At 66.1% G+C, this 25301-nt stretch carries 23 protein-coding genes; 10 read left to right on the plus strand and 13 right to left on the minus strand.

Going from position 1 to position 25301, the window contains the following annotated elements:
- Positions 1 to 77: 77 nt before the first annotated feature.
- From IGS58_RS13415 to IGS58_RS13440, 6 genes are read left to right on the plus strand one after another with little or no spacing between them, the layout of a single operon-like run.
- Entirely contained in the window at positions 78 to 833 is a 756-nt protein-coding gene (locus IGS58_RS13415; RefSeq protein ID WP_230521692.1) for a hypothetical protein, read from the plus strand.
- Entirely contained in the window at positions 812 to 1057 is a 246-nt protein-coding gene (locus IGS58_RS13420) for an acyl carrier protein (RefSeq protein ID WP_070254372.1), read from the plus strand. The genes IGS58_RS13415 and IGS58_RS13420 overlap by 22 nt, the downstream gene beginning before the upstream one ends.
- Positions 1054 to 1914 (plus strand): hydrolase 2, exosortase A system-associated, encoded by an 861-nt coding sequence (locus IGS58_RS13425; RefSeq protein WP_070254371.1) that lies wholly within the window; start codon positions 1054 to 1056, stop codon positions 1912 to 1914. The genes IGS58_RS13420 and IGS58_RS13425 overlap by 4 nt, the downstream gene beginning before the upstream one ends.
- Entirely contained in the window at positions 1911 to 2798 is an 888-nt protein-coding gene (locus tag IGS58_RS13430; protein ID WP_115057488.1) for a hydrolase 1, exosortase A system-associated, read from the plus strand. The genes IGS58_RS13425 and IGS58_RS13430 overlap by 4 nt, the downstream gene beginning before the upstream one ends.
- A 53-nt stretch (positions 2799 to 2851) precedes the next feature.
- Positions 2852 to 4102, plus strand: a complete 1251-nt coding sequence (locus tag IGS58_RS13435) for a glycosyltransferase (protein ID WP_230521693.1) — start codon at positions 2852 to 2854, stop codon at positions 4100 to 4102.
- Entirely contained in the window at positions 4099 to 4788 is a 690-nt protein-coding gene (locus IGS58_RS13440) for an ABC transporter permease (RefSeq protein ID WP_230521694.1), read from the plus strand. Before IGS58_RS13435 ends, IGS58_RS13440 begins: the two co-directional genes overlap by 4 nt.
- Here the strand turns inward: IGS58_RS13440 and IGS58_RS13445 are convergent.
- From IGS58_RS13445 to IGS58_RS13480, 8 genes are all read right to left on the minus strand, one after another.
- Positions 4775 to 5512, minus strand: coding sequence for a hypothetical protein (locus tag IGS58_RS13445; protein ID WP_230521695.1), 738 nt, complete (start codon positions 5510 to 5512; stop codon positions 4775 to 4777). The two genes, IGS58_RS13440 and IGS58_RS13445, sit on opposite strands and share 14 nt — an antisense overlap.
- 16 nt (positions 5513 to 5528) lie before the next feature.
- Positions 5529 to 5966 (minus strand): DUF6678 family protein, encoded by a 438-nt coding sequence (locus IGS58_RS13450; RefSeq protein WP_230521696.1) that lies wholly within the window; start codon positions 5964 to 5966, stop codon positions 5529 to 5531.
- Positions 5966 to 7195 (minus strand): formate-dependent phosphoribosylglycinamide formyltransferase, encoded by a 1230-nt coding sequence (gene purT, locus IGS58_RS13455; RefSeq protein ID WP_071653317.1) that lies wholly within the window; start codon positions 7193 to 7195, stop codon positions 5966 to 5968. The genes IGS58_RS13450 and purT overlap by 1 nt, the downstream gene beginning before the upstream one ends.
- Before the next feature lie 112 nt (positions 7196 to 7307).
- On the minus strand, positions 7308 to 7808 hold the full coding sequence (locus tag IGS58_RS13460) for a VOC family protein (protein ID WP_230522229.1): 501 nt from the start codon (positions 7806 to 7808) through the stop codon (positions 7308 to 7310).
- 78 nt (positions 7809 to 7886) lie between these two features.
- A complete protein-coding gene (locus IGS58_RS13465; RefSeq protein ID WP_230521697.1) occupies positions 7887 to 9266 on the minus strand; it encodes a TolC family protein in 1380 nt (459 codons plus the stop codon).
- A complete protein-coding gene (locus IGS58_RS13470; protein WP_230521698.1) occupies positions 9256 to 10599 on the minus strand; it encodes an HlyD family type I secretion periplasmic adaptor subunit in 1344 nt (447 codons plus the stop codon). Before IGS58_RS13470 ends, IGS58_RS13465 begins: the two co-directional genes overlap by 11 nt.
- Complete coding sequence (locus IGS58_RS13475; RefSeq protein ID WP_230521699.1) at positions 10596 to 12767, minus strand: type I secretion system permease/ATPase; 2172 nt, start codon at positions 12765 to 12767, stop codon at positions 10596 to 10598. The genes IGS58_RS13470 and IGS58_RS13475 overlap by 4 nt, the downstream gene beginning before the upstream one ends.
- Positions 12768 to 12865: 98 nt before the next feature.
- The gene (locus IGS58_RS13480) at positions 12866 to 15883 is read right to left on the minus strand and encodes a calcium-binding protein (RefSeq protein ID WP_230521700.1); all 3018 of its coding nucleotides are present in this window, start codon (positions 15881 to 15883) and stop codon (positions 12866 to 12868) included.
- Positions 15884 to 16095: 212 nt separating this feature from the next.
- Between IGS58_RS13480 and IGS58_RS13485 the strand changes: the two genes are divergently transcribed.
- Positions 16096 to 17400, plus strand: a complete 1305-nt coding sequence (locus IGS58_RS13485; protein ID WP_230522230.1) for a serine hydrolase domain-containing protein — start codon at positions 16096 to 16098, stop codon at positions 17398 to 17400.
- Between the two features lie 45 nt (positions 17401 to 17445).
- Here the strand turns inward: IGS58_RS13485 and IGS58_RS13490 are convergent, their stop codons facing one another.
- The gene (locus IGS58_RS13490; RefSeq protein WP_230521701.1) at positions 17446 to 18090 is read right to left on the minus strand and encodes a DUF6000 family protein; all 645 of its coding nucleotides are present in this window, start codon (positions 18088 to 18090) and stop codon (positions 17446 to 17448) included.
- Positions 18087 to 18980 (minus strand): LysR family transcriptional regulator, encoded by an 894-nt coding sequence (locus tag IGS58_RS13495; protein WP_230521702.1) that lies wholly within the window; start codon positions 18978 to 18980, stop codon positions 18087 to 18089. The genes IGS58_RS13490 and IGS58_RS13495 overlap by 4 nt, the downstream gene beginning before the upstream one ends.
- A 109-nt stretch (positions 18981 to 19089) precedes the next feature.
- Between IGS58_RS13495 and IGS58_RS13500 the strand changes: the two genes are divergently transcribed.
- Positions 19090 to 20589 carry an MFS transporter gene (locus IGS58_RS13500; protein WP_230521703.1) on the plus strand — a complete coding sequence of 500 codons (1500 nt, stop codon included), beginning with the start codon at positions 19090 to 19092 and terminating at the stop codon, positions 20587 to 20589.
- 100 nt (positions 20590 to 20689) lie between these two features.
- Here IGS58_RS13500 and IGS58_RS13505 read toward each other — a convergent pair whose 3' ends face one another.
- The 3 genes from IGS58_RS13505 to IGS58_RS13515 all read right to left on the minus strand — a co-directional run bounded on the left by IGS58_RS13505 (position 20690) and on the right by IGS58_RS13515 (position 23597).
- Positions 20690 to 21226 carry a CPBP family glutamic-type intramembrane protease gene (locus tag IGS58_RS13505; protein WP_230521704.1) on the minus strand — a complete coding sequence of 179 codons (537 nt, stop codon included), beginning with the start codon at positions 21224 to 21226 and terminating at the stop codon, positions 20690 to 20692.
- A gap of 87 nt (positions 21227 to 21313) precedes the next feature.
- Positions 21314 to 22894 carry a methyl-accepting chemotaxis protein gene (locus IGS58_RS13510; protein WP_230521705.1) on the minus strand — a complete coding sequence of 527 codons (1581 nt, stop codon included), beginning with the start codon at positions 22892 to 22894 and terminating at the stop codon, positions 21314 to 21316.
- Between the two features lie 268 nt (positions 22895 to 23162).
- Entirely contained in the window at positions 23163 to 23597 is a 435-nt protein-coding gene (locus IGS58_RS13515) for a hotdog fold thioesterase (RefSeq protein WP_230521706.1), read from the minus strand.
- A 143-nt stretch (positions 23598 to 23740) separates the two neighbouring features.
- Here IGS58_RS13515 and lpxO point away from each other — a divergent pair, with 143 nt between their 5' ends.
- Entirely contained in the window at positions 23741 to 24640 is a 900-nt protein-coding gene (gene lpxO / locus IGS58_RS13520; RefSeq protein ID WP_034787360.1) for a lipid A hydroxylase LpxO, read from the plus strand.
- Between the two features lie 165 nt (positions 24641 to 24805).
- Positions 24806 to 25225 carry a MarR family winged helix-turn-helix transcriptional regulator gene (locus IGS58_RS13525; RefSeq protein WP_205412602.1) on the plus strand — a complete coding sequence of 140 codons (420 nt, stop codon included), beginning with the start codon at positions 24806 to 24808 and terminating at the stop codon, positions 25223 to 25225.
- Positions 25226 to 25301 lie beyond the last annotated feature (76 nt).

The following is a 25301-nucleotide window of genomic DNA, read 5'->3' on the forward strand; positions in this document are numbered from 1 at the left end:
GCCGCGCAACATCGGCCCCGGGCCGCTGCGCTCTAATGGACAGCGTTGGCTGCATAGCCGCCCCATCCTCGACCGCCATGGCCCTGTCCCTGCGATTTCCCCTGCTGCAACGGCTAGCCGACAGCCTTCGCCAGCTGGGCTGGCGCGACAGCGCCTGGCTGGCCGTGGCGCGGCTGCTGGCCCGCATGCCGGGCGGGCGCTGCGCGCTATATCGTTATCAATTCGTCGCGCAAGCCGTGGCGCCCGGTTCGCTGTGCGGCGGGCGCGGCCAGTCGATCACGGTGACGCCCTGCCTGGCGGAAGCGGACTTGCCCCCCGGTCCCGAGCGCCGGCCCGGCGCGCTGGGCGAACGCTATCGCCAGGGCGCGCAATGCCTGGTGGCGCGGAACAAGACCGGCATGGCCGGCTGGATCTGGCTGCTGCGCCACGGCTGCCAGGAAGACGAGGTGCGCGCCCGCTATGCGCTGGCGTCGCAGCAGTCGTCGTGGGACCTGGACGTGTGGGTGCATCCGGAACAACGGGGCGGCCTGGTCTTCGCGCGCCTGTGGGAAGAAGCCAACGCCGTGCTGTACGCGCAGGGCGTGCGCTGGTCGTGCAGCCGCATTTCGCGCTTCAACCGCGCCTCGCTGGGCGCCCATGCGCGCCTGGGCACGCACGCGCTGGGCACGGCCACGTTTATCCGCTGCGGGCGCTGGCAAGCCATGGCCGCCAGCCTGCCGCCGTACCTGCACCTGTCGCGCCGCCCCGGCGATATCCCCTGCCTGGCCTTCGATACGTCGTCCCTGCCGCACTACCCTTCCCTGGAGCTGACATGCCGCATCTTGAAGCAGTAAAGCACATCCTCGACACCACCCTGGGCTTGAACGGGCGCGTGCTGGAGGCCCACACGCCGCTCCTGGGCAGCGTGCCGGAACTCGACTCGATGGCCGTGATCGGCGTGATCGCCGCGCTGGAAGACCATTTCGGCATCAGCGTCGCCGACGACGATATCCACGCGCGCCACTTCGCCACCGTGGGCACCCTGCACGATTTCGTGTTTGCAAAGCTGCGACCATGAACCGCGCCGCCCTCGACGCCTTGCCGCTGCTGCCCTTCTTCCTGCCCGCCAGCGGCGGCCAGCGCTACTGCCTGCTGCACCTGCCGCCGCCGGGCCAGGCCGCGCGCGGCGGCATCCTCTACGTCCATCCATTTGCCGAAGAGCTCAATAAAAGCCGCCACGTGGCCGCCGCGCAGGCGCGCGCCTTTGCCGCCGCCGGCTACAGCGTGCTGCAGATCGACCTGTTCGGCTGCGGCGACAGCAGCGGCGACTTTGGCGAAGCCCGCTGGGACATCTGGCACAACGACCTGCACCTGGCTTGCGCATGGATGGCGCAGCGGGTCGACGGCCCCTTGACCGTGTGGGGCTTGCGCCTGGGCGCCCTGCTGGCCCTCGATTTCGCCAGCCGCCCGCCGCTGCCCCTGGCGCGCCTGCTGCTGTGGCAACCGGAACTCGACGGGCGGCGCAGCATCGACCGCTTCCTGCGCCTGCGCCTGGCGACCCGCATGCTGGCCGGGACTACACAGGAAGCGCCCGGCCAGGCGCGCGCCGCGCTGGCGAACGGTGAAGCTGTGGAAGTGGCCGGCTACTTGCTGGCGCCAGAACTGGCGCAGGCCATCGATGACGTCAGCGTAGCCGCGCTGCTGCCCGCCATGCCTGTCTACTGGCTCGATTACCACGCGGCGGACCAAACGGGCCCGTGGTCGCCGCCGCTGTTGGCCCGGCAATGGCGCGAACGCGGCGCCGCCGTGCATGTGGCCAGCTTCGATGACGGCCCGTTCTGGCACAGCGGCGAACTGCTGGCTTGTCCGCAACTGCTGTACGCCACGCGGAAACTGTGCCGCGACTGGCTCGACGAGGAAAGGCCCCCGCCATGAAGCGCGACGACGGCCTGCAGCGCCCCGCGGCGCACGCCGTGCGCGAGCTGGCCCTGCGCTTTCGCAGCACAGCTGAAGACAGCGAGGCGCAGGCGCGCCTGGCCGGCATCCTCAGCCTGCCAGGCGTGCCGGGCCAGCGCGGCGTATTGATCGTCACGGGCGGGCCGCAGTACCGCGCCGGCAGCCACCGCCAGTTCGTCTTGCTGGCCCGCGCCCTGGCAGCGCAAGGCTGGCCCGTGCTGCGTTTCGACTTGCGCGGCATGGGCGACAGCGAGGGCAGCGCGCGCGATTACCGCGCCGCCGGTCCCGACATCGCCGGTGCACTGGCACAATTCTTCGATGCCGTGCCGGCCTTGCGCGAAGTGGCGCTGTGGGGCTTGTGCGACGGCGCCACGGCCGCCGCCTGCCATGCGCCACATGACGCGCGCGTCAAAGCGCTGGTCCTGCTCAACCCGTGGGTGCGCAGCAGCGCCGGCCTGGCGCGCGCCACCCTGCGCCACTATTATCTGCCACGCCTGCTGCAAGGCGGTTTCTGGCGCAAGCTGGCCAGCGGCGGACTGCGACTGGGCGCCAGCCTGGCCTCGCTGCGGCAGGTGGCCGCCGCCATGCAAGAACCGGCAACGCCGGAAGACGACGCGCCCGCGCCAGCCCTGCTGCGGGCGCTGGCGCAATTCCAGGGCAAGGTACTGCTGATCCTCAGCGGCGACGACCTGGGCGCGCGCGAGTGGCAAGCCCTGCTCGATGGCGATCCTGCCTGGCGCGCCGTGGCCGCCCGCCCGCAATGGACGCAGGCGCAGGTCGATGGCGCCAACCATACGTTCGCCAGCGCCGCCTGGCGCGGCGAAGTGGAGCAGCTGTGCGCGCGGTGGCTGCAGTCATGCTAGCGCTCAAGCCGAGCGCGGCCCGACCGAACGCAGCCCGACCAAAACGGGTGCTGATGGTCGCCTACCATTTTCCGCCGCTGGCCGGCGGCAGCGGCATCCTGCGCACCCTGGGCTTTGCGCGCCATCTGCCCGACTGCGGCTGGCAGCCGCTCGTGCTCAGTCCCGCGCCGTTCGCGTATACGCAGCGGGGCGACTCGCAGCTGGCGCAGATCGGCGCGCAAGCCACCGTGCGGCGCACCCTGGCGCTGGACGCGGCGCGCCACTTGGCCATCGCCGGGCGCTACCCGCGCTGCCTGGCGCTGCCCGACCGCTGGAGTTCCTGGTGGCTGAGCGCCGTGCCGGCCGGCCTGCGCATGATCCGCGAGTACCGCCCCGATGCCATCTGGTCGACGTATCCGATCGCCACGGCGCACCTGATCGCGCTGACCCTGCAAAAACTCAGCGGCCTGCCATGGATCGCCGACCAGCGCGACCCGATGCTCGATGACAGCGACCCGCTGGCGCCGTATCCGCCCGAACCGCGCCTGCACCGCATGCATGCGTGGATCGAACAGCGCATCGCGGCGCGCAGCGCGGCCATCGTCTGCACCACGCCGGGCGCCATCGCGGCGCACCAGCGGCGCCTGGCACAGGTGGGGCGCGAGCGCTTCTGCCTGATCGAAAATGGCCACGACGATGACGATGACGAGGGCGCCGCGCCGCCGGACGGGCCGCGCGGCCACCGCAGCCGCTTCCTGCTGCTGCACAGCGGCGTGATCTACCCGTCCGAGCGCGATCCGCAAGCGCTGTTCGAAGCCCTGGCGCGGCTGCGGCGCGACGGCGTGCTGCATGCCCGCAATTTCCAGCTGGTGCTGCGCGCCACGGGCCACGATGCGTGGCTGGCCAGCCTGCTGGCGAAATACGGCATCCTCGACCTGGTCAGCCTGGAACCGTTGCAGCCGCATGGCGCGGCGCTGCAGGAAATGCTGGCCGCCGACGGCCTGCTGCTGCTGCAGGCAGCCAACTGCAACGCGCAGATTCCCGCCAAGCTGTATGAGTACCTGCGCTGTCGCCGGCCCATCCTGGCGCTGACCGACCTGGCGGGCGACAGCGCGGCCAAGCTGCGCCACTGCGGCATCGACACCATCGGCCAGCTGGCGTCGGGCAGCGACTGCGCGCGCGCCCTGCTGCGCTTCCTGGAACTGGCGCGCCAGGGGCGCGCGCCGCTGGCCAGCCCCGCCGCCATCGCCCTGCAATCGCGGCAAGCCCGCAGCAACGCCCTGGCCGATGTGCTGGACCAGGTCAGTCACAGGAGCCCGACATGAAGCATTGCTTGTTAGCCTGCGTCCTCGCCGCCTGCTGCGCCAGCGCCGGCGCCGCCGATTGCCCGCCCTACGTCAAGCACACGCCGGGCGGCGACTACACGAGCGCGGACGACCGCGCCGGCCTGAGCGTGGTCGAGAAATTCCATTTTTCGCGCGCCGTGGAAACGCTCACGCAAGGCATGACGGGCAGCCTGGGCGCCGACATCAGCTACACATTGGAGCACTTCCCGAACCACCACAGGGCGCTGGCGTCGATGGCCAAGCTGGGACTGCGCCTGAAAAGCGCGCAGCCGCCCGGCGCCCGCTACACGGTCAGCTGCTATTTTGAGCGGGCGATCGCCTTCGCGCCGCACGACGTGACGGCGCGCATGGTGTATGGCAGCTACTTGCTCTCCACGGGCCAGGACGCGACGGCGCTGGAACAGCTGGACGCGGCCAGCCGCCTGGCGCCCGAGCAGGCCACCATCCAGTACAACCTGGGCCTGATGTATGTGAAGAAGAAGGAATACGAGAAGGCCAGCGCGCACGCGCAAAAAGCCTATGCCCTGGGTTTTCCCCTGCCGGGCCTGAAGAACAAGCTGAAGGCGGCGGGCAAGTGGCGTGAGCCGCCGCCGGCCGTCATGGAAGCGAAGGAAACACCACCAGAACCGGCCGTGCCGCCCGTCGAACAGCCTAGCGGGGAATGACGGCCGGCCGCCTGGCCACGCTCAGATGGCCCGTCGGCGACACGGCCAGCGCGGCGGCCAGGTCGCGCCGCGATCGGGCCTTGTCGTCCGCTTCGCTGATGTACGCCAGTTCGGCCGGCTGCAGCACGGTAAGCGTCAGCAGCAGCACTTCGCCATACGGCGTGTCGAAGGATGGGGGAATGCTGCTTGCGCCCTGGGCCAGCAGCACAGCCACCTGTTCGTTTTCGTCTTCCAGTCCCTCCGGTGCCTGCTGCAAGTCCAGCGCCATCGACACGCTGCCGTGGCGCTGCACCAGCAAATCGATGGAGCCGTGGTCCGCCACGTTCTGGCTGACCTGGTAGATCACGTCGAAGAGCCAGGAATGCGCCACTTCCTTGCCCTCGAAGGCGGACAGCGGCGCCTCGATGCACACTTCCAGCAGGTGACCGCGCGGGACAAACACGTCGTCGTCATCCTCGAACGGATCGCTCAAGCCATCGCTGGCGATGAGGATGGAATCACTCCGTCGGATCACCCTCCAGGCCTGGCGCAACGATGGCCAGCGCGGGCCGCCCATGAAGGCGGGGTTGACCAGCGGCGCCAGCACGTCGGCGTCCATGGCGCCCAGGGTGGCATAAAAGGCGTCGCGCGCGGCGCAAGCCGCGGCCAGCATCTGCGCGCCCGCTTCCTTGCCGACGACGGCGTCGTCCGGTTGCGGTACTTGGGGGATAGCGTTTTCAGGCATGAGAGTAGTCTTTGAATTAGTCGGTGGGTGGAAAGTCGTGATAGTTGCGGGGCAAATAGCCCCAGATGCGCACCACCCGGTCGCGCACCTCGAAATCGAAGCCGATGCGTTCGAGCTCCGGCACGATCCACACGCCGTGGTCGATGATCTTCTTGGGCAGCAGCATGGCCACGTGTTCTTCCGAATACAGGCTGATGTCCAGCCATTCCACGCCCATGAACGGGAACGGCGGGTGGTAATCCCATTCAGTATCCCAGCGCGACACATAGCCGGTGACGGAGCCGTAACGGTACGACGGCACCCAATCGGGCTGCCCGCGCATGAAGGCCAACAGTTCGTTCCACTTGCAGTCGTTGGCGGCGCCGGCCAGGTTGCGCCGCGCGATGTGGCCGCGCAGCTTGCGCTTGATGTCGTCGCCGCCGGCGTCGGCCTGCGGCAGGCTGGTCTCTGCCATCAGCGGGCGACCGGTTTCACTTTGGAAGCGGCCAGCACGGCGCGCGCGCGCGCCGTGTCGATATCGTCGGCCGTGGCCAGCGCCACGCCCATGCGGCGGCGGGCGAACGATTCCGGCTTGCCGAACAGACGCAAGTCCGCGCCCGGCACGCTCAAGGCATCGGCCACGCCTTCGAAGGCGATGCCTTTCGCTTCCAGCTGGCCGTAGATGACGGCCGAGGCGCCGGGCGAGCGCAGCGCCACATTGACGGGCAAGCCGAGGATGGCTTTCGCGTGCAGCTCGAATTCGCTCTGCACCTGGCTGGCCATGGTGACCATGCCCGTGTCGTGCGGACGGGGGCTCACTTCCGAGAACCACACCATGTCGTCCTTGACGAACAGCTCCACGCCGAACAGGCCCAGGCCGCCCAGGTTGTCCGTCACCTTGCGGGCGATGTCGCGCGAACGCTCGAGGGCCAGCGGCGCCATGCGGGCCGGCTGCCACGATTCCACGTAGTCGCCATGCACCTGCAAGTGGCCGATCGGCTCGCAGAACTGCGTCTCGACCTGTCCCGAGGCGCCGACGGCGCGCACCGTCAGCAGGGTGATCTCGTAATCGAAGTCGATGAAACCCTCGACGATGACACGGCCCGTATCGACACGGCTGCCGCTGGCCGCATACGCCCATGCCGTTTCCACGTCTTGCGCGCTATCGAGCTTGGACTGGCCCTTGCCCGACGAGGACATCACGGGTTTCACGACGCACGGAAAGCCGATTTCCTGGCAAGCGGCCTGCAACTCCTGCAGGCTGCTGGCGAAGCGGTACGGCGACGTCGCCACGCCCAGGGTTTCCGCCGCCAGGGTGCGGATGCCTTCGCGGTTCATCGTCAGCACGGCCGCCCGCGCATTCGGGATGCACGTGATTTGCCCCGCTGCTTCCAGCGCCGCCAGGGTGTCGGTGGCGATGGCTTCGATTTCCGGCACGATCAAGTCCGGCTTTTCCAGGGCTATCAGGGCTGCCAGCGCCACGCCGTCGCTCATGTCGATCACGTGCGAGCGGTGCGCCACCGGATGGCCCGGCGCGTTCGGATAGCGGTCGACGGCGATCACTTCCACGCCCAGTCGCTGCAGTGAAATGATCACTTCCTTGCCCAGTTCGCCGGAACCCAGCAGCATGACCTTGATGGCGGTGGAAGACAGGGGCGTGCCGAAGGTGCGGGGCGCGATGGTGCTGCTGGTGCTTGTGGTCATGGCAGGGTCAGTAAGCGGATGGAAAGATGGCTGGGACTATAGCAAATGCCGGCCATCTTGGACAGGGCGCGCCGCTGGCGTGCGCCCCGCTCCACCCGCCCGATCGGCCAGCCTAGCCCGCGTACGCCCGCTTGATCTCGTCAATGTTGATCTTTTTCATGCCCATCATGGCTTTCATCACGCGCTGGGCCTTGACGGGGTCGGGGTCCGTCAATAGCTTGATCATGATGGTGGGCACGATTTGCCAGGACACGCCGAACTGGTCCTTGAGCCAGCTGCACTGCTGGGCTTCCGGCGGCCCGCCTTCGGACAGCTGGTTCCAGTAGTGGTCGACCTCGTCCTGGGTCTCGCAATTGACCTGGAACGAGATCGCTTCGGAAAACTGGAACAGGGGGCCGCCGTTCAGGCCCGTAAACGTCTGGCCATCGAGTTCGAACGCTACCGTCAAGACGCTGCCAGGCTCCTGGCCGTGGATTTCCTTGCCTTCCTCGCCATAGCGCAGGATCTGGCCGATCTTCGAATTGGGGAAAATCCCCGTATAAAACAGGGCCGCCGCCTCGGCGTGGCCGTTGAACCATAAACACGGGGTAATCTTTTGTACGCTGAGCATGATGTCTCCCTTGGCACATGTATGGATTAGCTGCTCTAATATAGTCATAATTGCGCCGGCATGGCGCGCGGATAGCGCCTATTACCGTGCCGCAATGGCCTCCCGCCCCAGCACGCCGGCGCTGGCCAGCAGCCGCAGCCGGGCCGAACGCCATTCCGTTTGGCAACGGATACGCTCCTGCTGCGCTTCGAGCAGCGCCGACTGGGTGTTCAGCATTTCCAGGATATCGGCCGCGCCCAGGCCAAACTTGCGCTGCACGCTGGCCAGGGCATCGCGCGCCGCGTCCAGCCACGCCTGCGAGGCGGCCAGGTTGGACAGCGCCGTGCTCGCCTCCGCATGCGTTTTCACGAGTGTCATCAGGGTCTGCTGCCGCACGTCCTCGGCCTCGGCTTCCCTTTGCCCGGCCTGCGCCAATGCGCCGCGCACCTTGTATTGGCGCGCAAAACCGTCGAACAGGGGGATGTTCAATGAGATGCCCACCAGGGTTTCGCGCGTGGAAGCGGCGGACAAGCCCTGGTTGGGCCGGCCGTTCTGGTAGAGATTGGCCGTCAGGTCGATGCTGGGACGGCCCTCCGACCGGGTTACGTCCACCCTTTCGCGCGCCGCCGCCAGCTGCGCCTGCGCGGCCAGGATGGCCGGATGTTGCGCCTGGGCCAGCGCCAGCCAGGCTTGCAACTCATCTTGCAAACCCTCGCGCAAGCCCGCCGCCGCGCCATCCGCATCGTCGTCCAGGATCACGCCCGCGTCGGCCGGCAAGCCCAGGGTATATACCAGCACGGCGCGGGCCTTCTGGAACTCGCCGTCGGCGCGGCTGGCGCCCAGGGCCGCCTTGGCCAGGGCGCTCGTCGCCTGCAGGGTGTCGCTGTGAGAGCCGAGTCCCCGCTGCGCGCGGCGCTGCGTGGCCAGCACCGTTTCATTGGCCAGCGCCTGGTATTCCTGCCGCATCCGCACGCTGGCACGCGCCGTCTGCGCCTCGAAATACGCGCTGACGGTGGCTGCCAGGGTCTTTTGCAGCACGGCGTCACGGTTCGCCAGGGCCGCGTCAAGCAAGGCCTGTGCCGAACGCTGGCCCGCCGCGCGCCCGCCAAAGTCGAACAGGCGCCAGGACAGATTCAGCGAGGCCGTACTGCTGTTCAAGCTGCCGGAAGCAGTGCTGGAGCCCGGATAGGGCGTGCGGTCGTGCACCCGGCTCACGCCCGCATTCAGGGTCGGCAGATAGGCGGCTTTGGCCTCGCCCAGCCCGGCCGCCTGCAGCCGGATGCCGGCCCAGGCGCCGTGCACTTGCGCGTTATGGCACAGGGCCAGGTCGACGGCCGCCGACAGGGTCAAAGGCACGGTCAGCAGCACACCAGCATCATGCGTGGATGGGCATGGCGCGGCGTCCAGTGGCTGGGCCCGGACTGGCGCGGCGGCCACGCACAGGCCAGCGGCGAGCAGGGCGGCGCGGCATCTAGCGTTCATGCAGCGCCTCCTTCTGGTGCTGCACCAGCGGCGAGAGCACATATTCGATCACCCTTCTCGTCCCCGTGCGGATTTCCGCGCGCACCGCCATGCCGGCCGACAGCGGCACCAATCTGCCGTCGATGACCATGGCCGGCTGCTGCAGCGTGATCTTCACGGCATACACGAGACCCTTCTTCTCGTCTTCGATGGCGTCGCGCGAGACGCTGCGGACGACGGCGGGCACGGTGCCATACTTTGTATAGTCGAAGGCGTCGACCTTGACGGCCACCGCCTGCCCTTCCTGGACGAAGCCGACGTCGCGGTTTTCCAGCACGGCGTCGATTTCCAGCCTGCCCTGGCGCGGCACGATCTGCATCAGCGCCTGCGCGGCCGGCACCACGCCGCCCACCGTATGCAGCTTCAGCTGCTGCACCGTGCCGTCGACGGGCGCCGTCAGGCGCAGCAGGCTGCCGCGGGCGCCGGCGCGGCGCGCATCCTGGCCGCTGGCCGCCGCTACTCTGGCCCCTTCCGTCAGCGCGTCGTAGGCGTCCTTGCGCGTCTGCGCCACCAGGGCCGCGCGCTCGCTGCGGGCCGACGCCAGCTGGCCGGCCAGGTCGATGCGCGCCTGCTCCTTTTCCAGCCACGCGTGTTCGGCCACGTCGCGCGTGGCCAGCAGGGCCCGGTAATCGCCGGCGCGCCGCGCCGCCAGCGGCAGCGCCTGGGCATAGCGGGCGATTTCCCCGTCGAAATGCGCCAGCCTGGCGCGGAAACTGGCGTACTGGCCATCGAGGTGGCCCTGCGCTTCCTCGCGCTGGGCGGTGGAAACGCCATCGGGCGCCGCCAGCTTCGGCGTATTCAAGGTGTCGATGGCGACGATCAGCGCGCGCGAACGGGCCATCTGCAGCGCGGCCGCCACCGCGTCGCCGGCGGCCTTGTCGCGCTCGGCGTCCGGGCCGCGGCTGTCGAGTTCCACCAGCAGCTGGCCCGCCTGCACGGCCTGCCCCTCGCGCACATGCAGGGCGCGCACGGCCGCCACGTCGACGGAGGCGATGGTCTTGGTATTACCGGACGGAATGATCTTGCCGGCCGCATTGACGATGATGTCGACCTGGCCAAAGACAGCCCACAGCACCACGCAGCCGACCAGCAGCATCAGCACCCTGGCCGTGACGCGTAAGGTGGGCGACACGGGCCGCTCCTGCAGCGCCAGCGCGGCCGGCAGGAAGGCCGCCTCGTCTTCGCTGAGCACGGGACCGCGCAATGCGGCGCGGTCGCGCCAGCTATGCCGCAGCACCTGGCCGTAGCGTTTGAACAGCTCGCCATACGCGGCCAGACGGTGGCCGGCGCTCATGCGGCGCTCCCGCTCGTTCCCTGCTGCAGGCTGTACAGATGGGCGTAGATGCCGCCCGGGTTCGCCAGCAGCGCCGCATGCGTGCCCAGTTCGGCCACTTGCCCCCGCTCCATGACCACGATGCGGTTCGCTTCGCGCACGGCCGACAGGCGGTGGGCGATGATCAGCACGGTGCGACCCGCGCAAATGCCGCGCATATTGTCCTGGATGATTTTTTCCGATTCATAGTCGAGCGCGCTTGTCGCTTCATCGAAAATCAGGATGCGCGGATTGCCGATGAGGGCGCGGGCGATGGCGATGCGCTGGCGCTGGCCGCCCGACAGGCCCGTGCCATGCTCGCCTACCATGGTGTCGTAGCCTTCTGGCAACTCGCAAATGAAATCGTGGGCACCGGCCAGTTTCGCCACGGCGATAACGGCATCGATGGGCAGCGCCGGGTCGCTCAGGGCGATGTTGTCGCGCACAGAGCGGTTGAAGAGGATGTTTTCCTGCAGCACCACACCGATCTGGCGCCGCAGCGACGCCGTGTCGATGACGGCGATATCCTGCCCGTCGATCAGTACCTTGCCCCGCTCGGGAATATACAGGCGCTGCGCCAGCCGCGTCAGGGTGCTCTTGCCGGAACCGGAACGCCCGACGATGCCGATCACTTCGCCAGGCGCAATGGCAATCGACACATTGCGCAGCACCTCGGCCGCATCGGGCCGGTAGCGGAAGCCCACTTGCTGGAAATCGATGGCGCCGGCGATGCGCGGCAGGCGCGCCTTCTGGCTGCCCGCTTCCGTGCGGGCGTTAAGGATATCGCCCAGCCGGCTCATGGAAATGCCCACTTGCTGGAAATCGTTCCACAGCTGCGCCAGGCGCAGGATGGGCGAGGCCACCTGCCCTGCCAGCATGTTGAAGGCGACCAGTTCGCCCACCGTCATCCTGCCGTCGATGACGAGGGTGGCGCCCCACCACATGATGGCCGCCGTCACCAGCTTGCTGACCAGGGTGACGCCGCCGCTGGCCAGCATGCCGATGTTATTCGCCGACAAGCCCGCCGAGACGTAGCCGGCCAGCTGCTTTTCCCACTGCTGCTGCCAGCGCGGTTCCACGGCCATGGCCTTGAGCGTGTCGACGCCGCTGATCGTCTCGACGAGGAAGGACTGGTTTTCCGCGCTGCGGTTGAATTTCTCGTTCAGGCGGCCCCGCAGCACGGGCGTGAGCAGCATCGACAGGGCCGCGTAGACGGGAATGGAAACGAGCACGACCACGCTCAGCGCGACGCTGTACCACAGCATGGCGGCGATGAAGATGAAGGAAAACAGCAAGTCCAGCACCAGGGTCATCGCGTTGCCGGTAAGAAAAGAACGGATGTTTTCCAGTTCATGGATGCGCGCCACGGAATCGCCCACGCGGCGCGCCTGGAAGTAGGCGATCGGCAAGGCCAGCAAGTGGCGGAACAGGCGCGCGCCCAGCTCCACGTCGATCTTGCTGCTGGTGCGCGCGAATACATAGGTACGGATGAGACTGAGCACGGCTTCGAAGACGATGGCGCAGACCAGGCCGATGGCGACGACGTTCAAGGTCTGCATGGCGTGGTTGACCAGCACCTTGTCCATCACCACCTGGAAAAACAGGGGCGTGGCCAGGCCGATCAGTTGCAGCACGAAGGAAATCAGCAGCACTTCGCCCAGCAGCCTGCGGTACTTGACGATGGCGGGGATGAACCAGCTGAAGTCGAAGCGGGCCGTTTCGCCCGCAAAGCTGGCCTTGCTGGTGAAAAAGATCAGTTCGCCCGTCCAGGCGGCAAGGAACGCTTCGCGGCCAAGGATTTGCGGCGGCTGGCCCGGATGCTGGATCAGCACCTTGCTCACGCCGTCATCGTCCGTTTCGACCTTGCCGAGAATAAAGAAACGGCCTGCGCTATCGATGGCGATGGCCGGCAGCGGCGATTGCGCCAGCCGTGCCGGCGCCTGGCGCACCAGCTTGGCCGTCAAGCCCAGCTGTTGCGCGGCCAGCAGGACGGTTTGCCGCGTGAACACGGCCTGGCCGAACGCATGCTTGAGCTGGGCGCCGTCGGCGGCGATGCCGTGCAGGCTGGCCATCAGCAGCAGCGACAGCAAGCCCGTGTCGGGCGCAGGTTGTATGGGTGGCGGATCGTTGCGGTATGAGAGGACTGTCATCGGGCAATATCAGAGATTCAATGGCGCAGCCAGGCCGTGGCGGGTCACCCCGGCCCGGCTGCGTGATGATAAGGCTAACTAGCTAACAACGCGGGCGATCAATGCGCTGCCGCCAGCTGGATCTGCGCCGACGCAGCGCCTTGCGCCGACCAGGGCGCCGATGCGGCCGCCGGCACGGCAAAGCCGGCCATCGCTTGCACCAGCTGCGCCGGATCCGCTTGCCAACCGCCGAAGCCGCCCTGGCTGGCGCCAGCCGCTGGTGGCGCTGCGCGCCAGTTCTGCGCCAGCACCGGTGCCAGGATGGCGGCCGTACCGGCCGGCAAGGTCAGCTGGCCCGCTGGTGGCGGCGTCAAGCCCGCCATCGCCTGCACGAGGTTTTGCACATCGCTGCCCAGCAAGACCTTGCCATCGGCCATGCGGAATTCCTCGATGCGCACGGGCATGTCCGCGTACCAGTTATTGACGGTGATCTTGTCCGTGGTGCCGATGGTGCTCACTTCCAGGTGCGCGCCCGCCTGGCGGAACCACAGCTGGTCAGCGCTGACGCCGGCCAGGAAGGAAACGACATCGTGGCTGCCCGCTTCCACGCCCTCGGCGATGATGTCGGCGCCGTCGCCGCGGCCGAAGAGATAAGTATCGTTGCCCTGCGCGCCAGCCAGGGTATCGTCGCCCTTGCCGCCATGGAACGTGTCGTTGCCGAGGCCACCGAAGAGGATATTCTTGACCTCATTGCCGGTCAGCACGTCATCGAACTTGCTGCCGATGACAATGTTGAAATTGGCCAGCACGTCGGCGCCCGGACGCCCAATCATGGGGCCGCCGACCGGTGCGAAGGTGGCCGTCACGCCTGCCGTGGCGCTGGCGTAGTTGAGCGTGTTGCCGGTCCCGCCGCCGTCGAGCACGTTGCCGCCAGGCGTATCGACATAAAAGACATTGTTGTTGTAGGCGCTGCCCGTGACCGTCAGGCCCGAGCCGATGAGGCGCACATTCTCGACGTTGTCGGCCACCTTGTAGTCGACGCTGGTGTACACCGTATCGCTGCCGCCGTTGCCCCGCTCGACGATGAAATCGCCCCCGTGGTTGACGTAATAGGTGTCGTCGCCGCCCAGGCCTTCCAGCAAGTCGGCGCCGGCGCTGCCGTTGATGACGTCGGCGCCCGCCGTGCCGACAAAGTGCTGCCCCGTGGGCTGCGTGGGACCGTTGAAGTGCCAGGCCTGGGCCAGCACGGGCGCCAGGGCGGCAGCCGTGCCGGCCGGCAGGGTCAGCTGGCCCAGCGGCGGCGGCGTCAATCCCGCCATTGCCTGCACCAGCAGCTGCACGTCGGCACCGCGCATGACGTGGCCGGCGGCCGTGCGGAATTCCTCGATGTTCGGCTTGGCAATGCTCCAGCCGCGGATGGTGATCTTGTCCGTGGTGCCGATGGTGCTCACTTCCAGGTCCGCGCCCACCTGGCGGAACCACAGCTGGTCGATATTGACACCGGCCAGGAAGGCGATGCTGTCGTATTTCGCATCGGCGGAAGGCTCGCCGATGATGTCCGCGCCGTCGCCACGCGCAAAGACATAGGTATCGTCACCCAGCCCGCCGACGAGGAAGTCGTCGCCCTTGCCGCCTTGCAAGGTATCGTTACCGAGGCCGCCGGACAGGGTGTTGGCCAGTTCGTTGCCCGACAACACGTCGTCATAGGCGCTGCCAGTCACGCTGGAAATATTGACCAGCACATCGCTGCCCGGACGCGCCACGGGGGTGCCGCTGATGGAGGCGATGGCCGCCGTGGCGCCCGCCCTGGAACCCGCATAGGTGGCTGAATTATTGCTGCCGATGCCTTGCACCAGGTGACCGCCGGCCACATCGATGTGGAAGACATTGCCGCTGCCGTTGCCCCTTACGCCCAGGCCGGCCGCACTCAAGTGCAGCTCTTCGACGTTGGCGCCCATGGTGTAGCTGACCGTCGTGTAGACGGTGTCGCGGCCGCCGCCAGGCTGTTCAATCACCACGTCGTTGCCATGGTTGACGTAATAAATGTCGTCTCCGGCCCCGCCGGCCATCACGTCGGCGCCCGCCGTGCCCTTGATGATGTCAGGGTTCACCGTGCCTGCTCCCTCGGTGCGCCAGTTCTGCGCCAGTGCCGGGGCCAGGATGCCGGCGATGTTCGGCGGCAGGGTCAGCTGGCCGGCCGGCGGCGGCACCAGGCCCGCCATCGCCTGCACCAGGTTTTGCACGTCGCTGCCCAGCAGCACGCGGCCGTCAGCCGTACGGAATTCCTGGATGCGGGGTACGATGCCCGCGCTGAACCAGCCATTGATGGTGATCTTGTCGGTCGTGCCGATGGTGCTCACTTCCAGGTTCACGCCCACCTGGCGGAACCACAGCTGGTCGGCGCTGACGCCGGCCAGGAAGGAAACGACATTGTGGCCGCCGCCCTCGACCACCTCGACGATGATATCGGCGCCGTCACCGCGGGCAAAAATATAGGTGTCGTCGCCCACCGCGCCGAGCAGCGTATCATCGCCCTTGCCACCCCGCAAGGTGTCGTTGCCGATGCCGCCAACCAGGAGGTTCTTGAGTTCATTGCCGGTCAGGACGTCGTCGAACTTGCTGCCCACGATGCTGGCGAAATTGACCAGCACATCGCTGCCCGGCGCTGCCGCCACCGGACCACTCGCCCCGGACAGGGTGGCCGTCACGCCCGCGCTGGAGCCAAGGTAATTGACCGAGTTGCCCGTGCCGCCACCGTCGAGCACATTGCCGCCGGCCACGCTGACATGAAAGATATTGTTGGTGTTGGCGCTCCCCGTCACCGTCAGACCGCTGGCGGCGAGGCGCACGTTCTCGACGTTGTCGGCCACCGTGTAGTTGACGCTGGTATACACGGTATCGGTGCCGCCATTGGCTAGCTCGACGATCACGTCGCCGCTGTCGTTGACATAATACGTATCGTCGCCGGCCAGGCCTTCGAGCACGTCGGCGCCCGTGGTACCGTTGAGCACATCGGCATCCGGCGTGCCGGTGAAGCGCTGCAGCGCTACGGCGGCGGCACTGTTCAGGTATGCCTCGATGGCGGAAATGCCATCGTCAGCGGAGGTGGAAGTTTGCGATGCAAATTTTTCAGTCATGTTGCAGTTTCCTGTCGTTAAACGTCAAAACCAAGATTGAATATGTCGGCGCAAGCTGACATGCAAGGCAAAAGTCCCGGCCGCATCCACTTGCAGTTCAGCATGCACCTTCAACGGTCCGGCACTTTCGGTGCATGGACGGCGCGCGGTTGGTGGTCGCCACGCATGCACCCCCTACTGACGTTCAAGGGGACGGAGCACTGTTGTTTGTCATGCAAATGTCACACTGCATGGAGGAAAGAAAAGGAAAAGCGGAATGGCGGAGTGGCGGAAAGGAGGAAAAAAGCGCGCGGCTGGCGCAGGGCAGCACAATTTCTTTCACTGCTGCACCCATTGTGCGAGAATGCCCCTCCCCCCTTGGATGGATGGTGCGCATGATAAGCAAACTCACCGCAAGCATCACTGTAATGACACTCGTGCTGGCAGCTTGCAAGCCCGCAGCCACGGCACCTGCGCATGACATTCCTGCGGCCATGCGCCAGACCGCGACCACCCTGCTGCAGTCAAAATTCCTGCACGCGACCTCGATTGCCGTCGTTTATCGGGGCAAGGAATTCATTCTGCATCAAGGCGAGCTGGAGACCGGCAAAGGCAATCCGCCGAACGATGCAACGCTGTATGAAATCGGCTCAATCAGCAAGACTTTTGCTGGCCTGCTGCTGGCGAACGCTGTGCTGGATGGGAAGGCGGCGCTCGACGATCCCATACAAAAGTACCTGCCGGCCGCCTACCCGAACCTGCAGTCACAGGGACAGCCAGTTCGCTTGCGCCATTTGATCACGCACACCAGCACCATGCCGGGCATGCTGCCATTGCAGGTGGACACCATATTGAAGGATTTCACCGCACACGCCACGCCGGCAAAGCTCAATGCAGCCTACGCCAGCTACGGCCAGCAGCAATTCTGGCAGGACTTGCACACGGTCAGCATCCAGGGTCCGCTTGGCAAGGACTACGCCTATTCAAGCGCCGGTACCGAACTCATTGCGCACACGCTTGAAACAATCTACGGACTACCCTACGAAGTCCTGCTCACGCAATTCGTCGCGCGCGCAGCCGGCATGCACGATACCAGGCTGAGACTCACAGCCACGGATGCCGGCCGGCTGGCACCCGGCTACCACAGCGACAATCCGGTCATGACGACACCGATGCCGCAACTGCCTTGGGGCGCAGCCGGCAACCTGAAGTCGAGCATGCCGGATATGACGAAATACCTGCGCCTGCAATTGGGTGCCGATCCCGCGGTCGTCGAATCGCACAAGCCGCTGGTACGCTTTCAGGACGACTTCAGCATTGGCTATTTCTGGAATATCGGCAGCAATCGCCAGTTGGGCACGCATTATGTACACCATGGCGGCGTGCCGCGTGCGCAAAGCTACGCCTACGTCATTCCAAAATACCAGCTTGGGGTCTTCATCATCACCAACCAGAGCGGCGACGCAACGGCCGGCGCCATGGAAGGTGCGCTGGCGCATCTTTTCGACACCGTCGAATCCATGGAAAGCGCGCAGTAGGCCGCCAACAATACCAACGGCGCCGAAGTTTGAGGGGGATCGCGCCTATTTGCCAGGTGCTGCGGCCTGCAAGGCGCGCAAGGTGGCCATGCGGCCAGTCCATGCGGCGAGCGCTTCATCCAGCGCCAGGCCCGGCCGGCTGGCGGCAAAATCGGCCCAGGCTGGCGCATGGCGCGCCGCCTCATCCCGGCCCTGCTGGCCATCCAGGTAGGCAATGGCCGCCATGGCTTGCTCCTGATCAAAGTGCAGCTGCGGCTGGCGCAAATAATGTTCAAGATAGCGGTGCAGATAGTCGCGGCTGCCGGGCGTGTCGAAGGCGGCCAGCGCCAGACAATACGCGCTGCCCGCGTAGCAGACTTCACTGGCCAGCAGCAGGCCGCCCAGCTGGTCCGTGAAGCCGGGACGATGCATCAATGCGGCCAGATAGGCGCCCGCCGTGCGGCTGCGCCAGTCGAATTGCCCCAGCAGGCGGGCGATGACGGTATCGTCGGCCTGCGCCAGCCGGGCCAGGCACGCCTGCGCCTGGGGCTGGTGCAAGCCCATATACAATGGCCGTACCCAACCGTCGCGCAGGGCCGCCGTCAGCGGTTCCTGCGGGGTCAGCTGCGGCATGGGAAACGGATGCGCGTGGCGCACGGTGGCGCCAGCCACATGCAACTGCAAGGGCGTCAGGGAAACATCCTGCGTCATGGCAAAGCTCCAAAAGTTTGATCCTGTAACTGCTCCACCAGGAAATCGATGAAGACGCGCAAGCGCGGCGGCAGGTGGCGGCTGGCCGGCCACAGCAGCCAGAATGCCGTGCGCGCCTGCGTATGCTCGTCCAGCAGCGAGACCAATTGCCCCGCCGCCAGTTCGCGCTGCACGGCAAATGCGGGCAGGTAGGCGATGCCCTGCCCCTGCACGGCCAGGAAGATGCGCATTTCCAGGCTGTTGCAGACCATGCCGGGCGCCGGCTGGCTTGCCTCGTCCATCAGCGGCCACTGTTCCAGGCGGCCCGTGGCGGGAAAGCGGTAGTCCAGGCGCGCGTGCCGCAGCAGCCCGGCGCCATCGGCGGGCCGGCCATGGCGCGCCAGGTAGGCGGGCGACGCCACCAGCAGGCGGCGGAATGTACACAGTTTGCGCCGCATCAAGCCCGAATCGGCCAGCTCGCCCGTGCGCACGGCCGCGTCAAAACCGTCGCTGACGATGTTGGCCATGGCGTCGGAAAAATCGAGGTCGAGGTCGATGGCCGGATAGGCTTGCATGAAGGCGCCGATGGCCGGCTCGAACAGGCCGCTGTAGCGTGGCAGGCTGATGCGAAGGCGGCCGCTCGGCGCGCCGCCCGATTCGCCCAGCTCGCGCTCGGCCGCTTCCACTTCGGCCAGGATGCGCTTGCAGCGCTGCAGGAATTTCTCCCCTTCCGCCGTCAATGCCAGGTGCCGCGTGCTGCGCTGGAACAGGCGCGCACCCAGCCGCGCCTCCATGCGCGCCACGCTCTTGCCGACCGCCGACGAAGATAGCCCCAGCAGCCGGCCCGTGGCTGAAAAACTGCCGCTGTCGGCCACCTGCACGAACATGGCGATGCCGCCCAAGCTATCCATTCATTCCCCATTCAAGACATTTGTGTCCGATATGTTGATCAGTTTAGCCCATTTTTCTTCAATGACGGGCGCGCCATACTCGCTCCTCCTTCTTTCCTATCCGACGCCCATGCCCCATTCCTCACGTCTTTCACTCCCCCTGCAAGTGCTGGCCGCTTGCCTGACGGGCTTGCTGATTCCCCTGTGTTTCACGGGTCCGGCCGTGGCCTTGCCCGCCCTCGGCGCCGAATTGCACGGCAGCGCTGCCGCCCTGAACTGGGTCATCAATGCGTATATCCTCAGCTATGGCAGCGCCATGATGGTGGCCGGCAGCCTGACGGACGTGCTGGGACGGCGCCGCGTCTGGCTGGCGGGGCTGGCGCTGTTTTGCGTGGCGACCCTGGCCATTGCCCACGCGCCATCGGTGGCATGGATCGCCGCGCTGCGCTTCGTGCAAGGCCTGGGCGGCGCGGCCGCATTCGCCGCCGCCATGTCTTCGCTGGCGCCCCTGTTCCACGGCGCGGCGCGCAGCCGCGTGATGAGCGTGCTGGGCACGACATTCGGCCTGGGCCTGGCCTTCGGTCCGCTGGCGGCCGGCGCCATGCTGGCACTGGCCCGCTGGCCCGCCATCTTTTATGCCACGGCCGCGCTGGGCGCCATCGGCATGCTGCTGGTATGGAGCAGCGTGCCGGCCGATCCGGCGCGCGGCAAGGGCCGGCTGGACTGGCCCGGCGCCCTCAGCTTCACTGCCGCGCTGGGCCTGTTGACCCTGGGCATGCTGCTGGCGCCCGAACACGGCTGGCGCAACGGCGCCGTGCTGCTGTCCGTCGCCTCGTCCATGCTGCTGTTTCTCGCCTTTGGCGCGATCGAGCGCAGGACGGCGCGGCCCATGCTGGATTTGTCGCTGTTCCGCCAGCGTCGCTTTGTCGCCGTGCAAGTGCTGGCCGCTTCGCCCGCCTTCCTGTTCATCGTGCTGATCGTCATGCTGCCGGGGCGCTTCATCGGCATCGACAGCATGTCCGCGCTGGCCGCAGGCCGTTTGATGATCGCCCTGGCCGCGCCATTGCTGCTCGTGCCCATGCTGGCGGCGCTGCTGTCGCGCTGGGTGGGGACCGGCGCCCTGTGCGCAGCGGGATTGCTGCTGGCCGCGGCGGGCCTGGCCTGGCTGGCGCAGGTGCTGGGCGGCGGCGACGCTGGCGAACTGACCGGCCCCCTGCTGCTGATCGGCGTGGGCATCGGCTTGCCGTGGGGCTTGATGGATGGCATGGCCCTGAGCGTGGTGGAAACAGAGCGGGCCGGCATGGCGACGGGTATCTTCAATACCGTGCGCGTCAGCGCCGATGGCGTGGCGCTGGCCCTGGCGGGCGCCGTGCTGGCCGGCCTGATCGGTGCAGCGCTGGCGCGGCAACTGCCCGCCGATCTACCGCTATTGGCGGCCGCCAGCCGCGCCGCGCTCGGCGATCTCCAACAGGCGACACAGCTGCTGGACGGCCACGAATCGCTGCTGCGCGCCAGCTATGACGCCGCCTTCCGCCAGCTGCTGCACGGCCTGGCGGTACTGGCCGTGGCGCTGGCGGCGCTGGTGCCGTATTTGCTCAGGAAGGAAGAAAAGCGCCTAACAAAACCGTAGCGAGCGGAAGGTAGAGGTGGTCGAGAAGCGTAACCGTACTAGAGTACGGTGAGCATCGCAGGCCGCCTATACCGACGCGCAGTAGGTTTTGGAAGGTGCTTTAGGCATCGAGGCCGTAGAACACGGCCACCAGGATGGCGATATTGTTGCAGGCGCGCGCAAACGTCGTTGTCGCGTAGGCAACGGCGACACTGGGGCCGCGGTAGCGCAGATAGACAAAGCTGAACATGGCGCCCGACCCCAGCGCGACGATGGCATGCAGCAAGCCGCCGCTGATGAAATGCACGATGGCCCACAGGATGGTGGCGATAAAAATACTCAGCTGGCGGCTGGCGCCCAGGCGCCGGAGGATTTCCAGCGGCAGCAGCTGGCCAAGGAAGGTTTCCAGGATGGGTGAATAGATGACGACCCAGAACACCAGCAGGGGCAGCGACATTTCGCGCTTGAACTTGGACAGGCCCGTGTGTGCGCCCCAGTATTCGGGCGGCAACAGCCATTTGGTCATAAACAGGATGGCAAAGCACAGCATGCAGGTGAGCAAACCCCAGCCGAGGCCGGCCAGGGCCAGCTGCAGCACGGGCGGCGCCGGTTTGTCGTCGTCCGGGCTGGATAGATCATGGCTGCGGCGCACTTGCATGAGAAGTCCTGGCGTTGATCCAGCTCTCATTGTAGCGCGGAATACGACTATTGGCGCATGGCGCGCCGTGCTGCCGCGCTCTCGGCATCAAGCTGCCAGGCGCAGCGGTCCGTTGGCCGGCTTGGCCAGTTTGAAGATGCCCACTTCCTGTTCCAGCTGCGCCGCCTGCTGCTGCAATTCCTGCGCGGCGGCGGCCGCCTGCTCGACCAGGGCCGCGTTTTGCTGGGTCACGCGGTCCATGTCGACGATGGCGCGGTTGACTTGCTCGATGCCGGCGCCCTGCTCCTGCGTAGCGTGGCTGATCTCGGCCATGATGCCCGTCACCCTGCCGATGCCGGCCACCACGTTGTGCATGGTGACGCCGGCCTGCTCGACGAGCAAGGTTCCGGTACCCACCTTGCTGACGGAATCGTCGATCAAGGCCTTGATTTCGCGCGCGGCGGCGCTAGAGCGTTGCGCCAGGCTGCGCACTTCCGTGGCGACAACGGCGAAGCCGCGTCCCTGCTCGCCGGCGCGCGCCGCTTCCACTGCCGCGTTCAAGGCCAGGATATTCGTCTGGAAGGCGATGCTGTCGATCACGCCGATGATGTCGACGATCTTGTTCGACGAGGCATTGATCAGGCCCATCGTATGCACCACTTCGGCCACCGCCTTGCCGCCCTGCTCCGACACCTTCGACGCTTCGCGCGCCAGGCGGTTCGCCTGCTGGGCGTTGTCCGCATTCTGGCGCACGGTGGAAATCAGTTCCTCCATCGATGACGCCACTTCTTCCAGCGAGCCGGCCTGCTGCTCCGTGCGCTGCGACAGATCGCGGTTGCCCGTAGCGATCTCGGTCGAAGCCATGGCGATGCTTTCCGTGCCGTGGCGCACCTTGCCGACGATGGCGGCCAGGTTGTCGCGCATGGTCTTGATGGCAAACAGCAGGCTGCTGTCGTCGCCGTGGCGCGTATGCACGTCGATGGCCAGTTCACCGAGCGCGATGCGCCCGGCAATCGAGGCCGCATACGCCGGTTCGCCGCCCAGCTGGCGCAGCAGGCCGCGCGTGATGACGGTGGCGACCGCAATGCAAATGAGCACGCTGAGCGCGGCCAGCACGCCGATCCAGCGCAGCGACTGGCCGTAGATGGCGCGCGCGGCCACGCTGGCCTGCTCCGATTCGCGCTGCACGTTTTTCAGCACCGTATCGATATCGGCGACGATCTGGCGCCGCAAAGGGCTGCACTCCTCGACGAGGAAGGTGCCATACTGCTCCATCTGTCCTGTGGCGCGGAACTGGCGCGGACGCTGCAATTCCCGCGCCATGGTTTTGAGGCCCGTGCTGACCTTCTCGAATTGCGCATCGCCGGCGAACTGCGGCGCCAGGCGGGCCAGCGCTTCCAGGTACAGCGCCTTCTGGCTGTCGAGGATGGCCAGCTCTTTTTCGGCGGCCGCCTGGTCATGGAAGATATACGCGTTGCGGGCGGCCAGGCCCGTCTGGTCGAGCGCTTCGCGCGCCACGTACAGGGGTTCGAGTTTTTCCAGTTGTACTTTTTCTTGCGCGTCCATGGCGCCGGAGATGGCGCCGATGCGCAGCAGTGCGAAGGCAGCCAGCACCAGCATGAGTAGCACCAGCAGCCCGAAGCCTGCGCTCAGGCGCGCGCCTATCGTCAAACGATTGAATGACATCATTGTTGTTATTGCCCTGTAATAAAGTTGATTGTTGCTGGTTATCTAAAAACCAGCGATCTGCTCGCCGTCGTGTTGCCGTTCCTGCATGGCGCAGGATGGGTCTCTAACTGGCGTTTTTTGGGCAGTCAGCTTCTAATTTCGGGCAATGCAGGCGCGCGGGACATACCCTCACGCCCTACAACAGCACACTGAATTATAAGCGAACAGCGTTATTTATGATTCCACGCGCTCGCTTTTAATGCCTTGACGCAAGTCAAGATGGGACGTATCAGCCCGCGCCCGGGGCATCGATGACAGCCATGGTGATGCGCGAAATGCAGCATAGTTTGCCGTCATCATCGGTGATGCGGATTTCCCAGACCTGGCTGGTGCGACCCCGGTGGATCGGCGTGGCGCGCCCCGTCACATGGCCGCCACGCACGCCGCGCACGTGGTTGGCATTGATTTCCTGGCCCACGCTCACCTGCCGGCTGGAATCGAGGCAGGCATTCGCGGCCATGCTGCCCAGGGTTTCGGCCAGCAGCACGGAAGCGCCGCCATGCAGCAGCTTGAATGGCTGCATGGTGCGGTGGTCAACGGGCATGGTCGCTTCGATCCAGTCGGGGCCGAAGGCCGTGAATTCGATGCCCAGGTGGCGCATGGCCGTGCCTTCGCTGGCGGCGTTGAGGGTGGCCAGGTCGAGCGGTGCGTGCCAGATTTCCATTATTACCTCGTATCAGTGTGGAGAACAGCCATTGTAGGACAGAGCTCCCCCGTGCGCCGCTTCATCTTTCCTTCACCGTGGCCCGGGGTGGCGATGGCATTAACTGGTTATAATTGCCCCATTCTTAAAAAACGAGGTTGTGTATGAAGTGGGCCTTGCTGGGCATTTTTGTGTTTTCCGTTTTACATATTCATTTTCGTGGCAAGGTGCGCCTGCCGTTTCGCCGCCAGATCTTCGATCATTCCTCGTTCATGGCGCCGCTGAACCTGTTCATGCACACCTTTTCCAAGGTGCCGGCCACGCCATACCTTTCCGTCGATCAATTCCCGGAACTGGCGCCGCTGCAGCAGAACTGGCAAATCATCCGCGATGAAGCGCTGCGCATGCAGGAAATGAAAAAGATCAAGGCCGCGGAAAAGAACAATGACGTGGGTTTCAATTCCTTCTTCAAGTATGGCTGGAAGCGTTTCTACCTGAAATGGTATGACGCGAACCACCCGTCGGCGCAACAGATGTGCCCGCAAACCTATGCGCTGCTGCAATCGATTCCCTCGATCAAGGCGGCCATGTTCGCGGAACTGCCGCAAGGCGGCAAGCTCAACCCGCACCGCGACCCGTTCGCCGGCTCCCTGCGCTACCACCTGGGCTTGCAGACGCCAAACGACGACCGCTGCTTCATCGACGTCGATGGCGAGCGCCACAGCTGGCGCGACGGCCAGGCCGTGATGTTCGATGAAACGTATATCCACTGGGCCCGCAACGACGCCGACAGCGACCGCATCATCCTGTTCTGCGACATCGAGCGTCCGATGCGCTACCGCTGGGCGCAAGGCTTGAACCGCTGGCTGGGCCGCACCCTGATGACGGCCGCCGCCTCGCCGAACGAACTGGGCGACCAGGTGGGCGGCGTGAGCAAGCTGTTCCAGATTTCCTGGACCATGGGCCAGTACCGCCGCCGCTTCAAGGCGTGGAACAAGACGGCCTACCAGGTCACCCGCGTGGCGCTGGTGGTCGGCATCATCGCGCTGATCTATTTCATTTAAGCACTGGCTTCACCCAAAAAAACCGCCTTCGGGCGGTTTTTGCATTTCCGGCCGCCTGGAAAAATGCATAGCCTGCTATGTTCATCGAAATTATGATAGCATACTATATTCTTTTCACCGGGGATGTTCGTGATCGACTTCCAGAAAGAGCAGTCCGCAGGCCACATGACGAGCCGGGCTGCACGCCTGTTTGCCAGGGTCATCGAGCGCAAGCTCAAGCTGATCGGCATGGCGCCGGGCCAGTTGCCCGTGTTTTACGAACTGGCAAATGGCGCGCAGCTGACGCAGAAAGCACTGACCGTGGCCGCTGCCGTCGAGCAGCCGACCATGGCGGCCACGCTGGCGCGCATGGAACGTGACGGCCTGGTCAGCCGCCAACCCGATCCCAGCGATGGACGCAGCAGCCTGTTCGGCCTTACCCCGGCCGCATTACAGCAATCGCCCCTGATCAAGGAAGCGATTCATGCCAGCAACCGCGAAGCCCTCGCCGGTTTCAGCGCCGAGGAAGAACACGCCTTGCTGGACATGCTCAGCCGCATCATCGCCAATCTCGACAGCAAATCCACCACGCCAAACCCGGGCTGAGCATCCCGCCAGCGGGCGGACGCTCACCCCTCGCGCAATGGGGGAACCGAGTCTTGGTTATTCAGCATCACCGGGC

Source organism: Janthinobacterium sp. EB271-G4-7A (assembly GCF_020858075.1).
Lineage (GTDB): Bacteria > Pseudomonadota > Gammaproteobacteria > Burkholderiales > Burkholderiaceae_D > Janthinobacterium > Janthinobacterium lividum.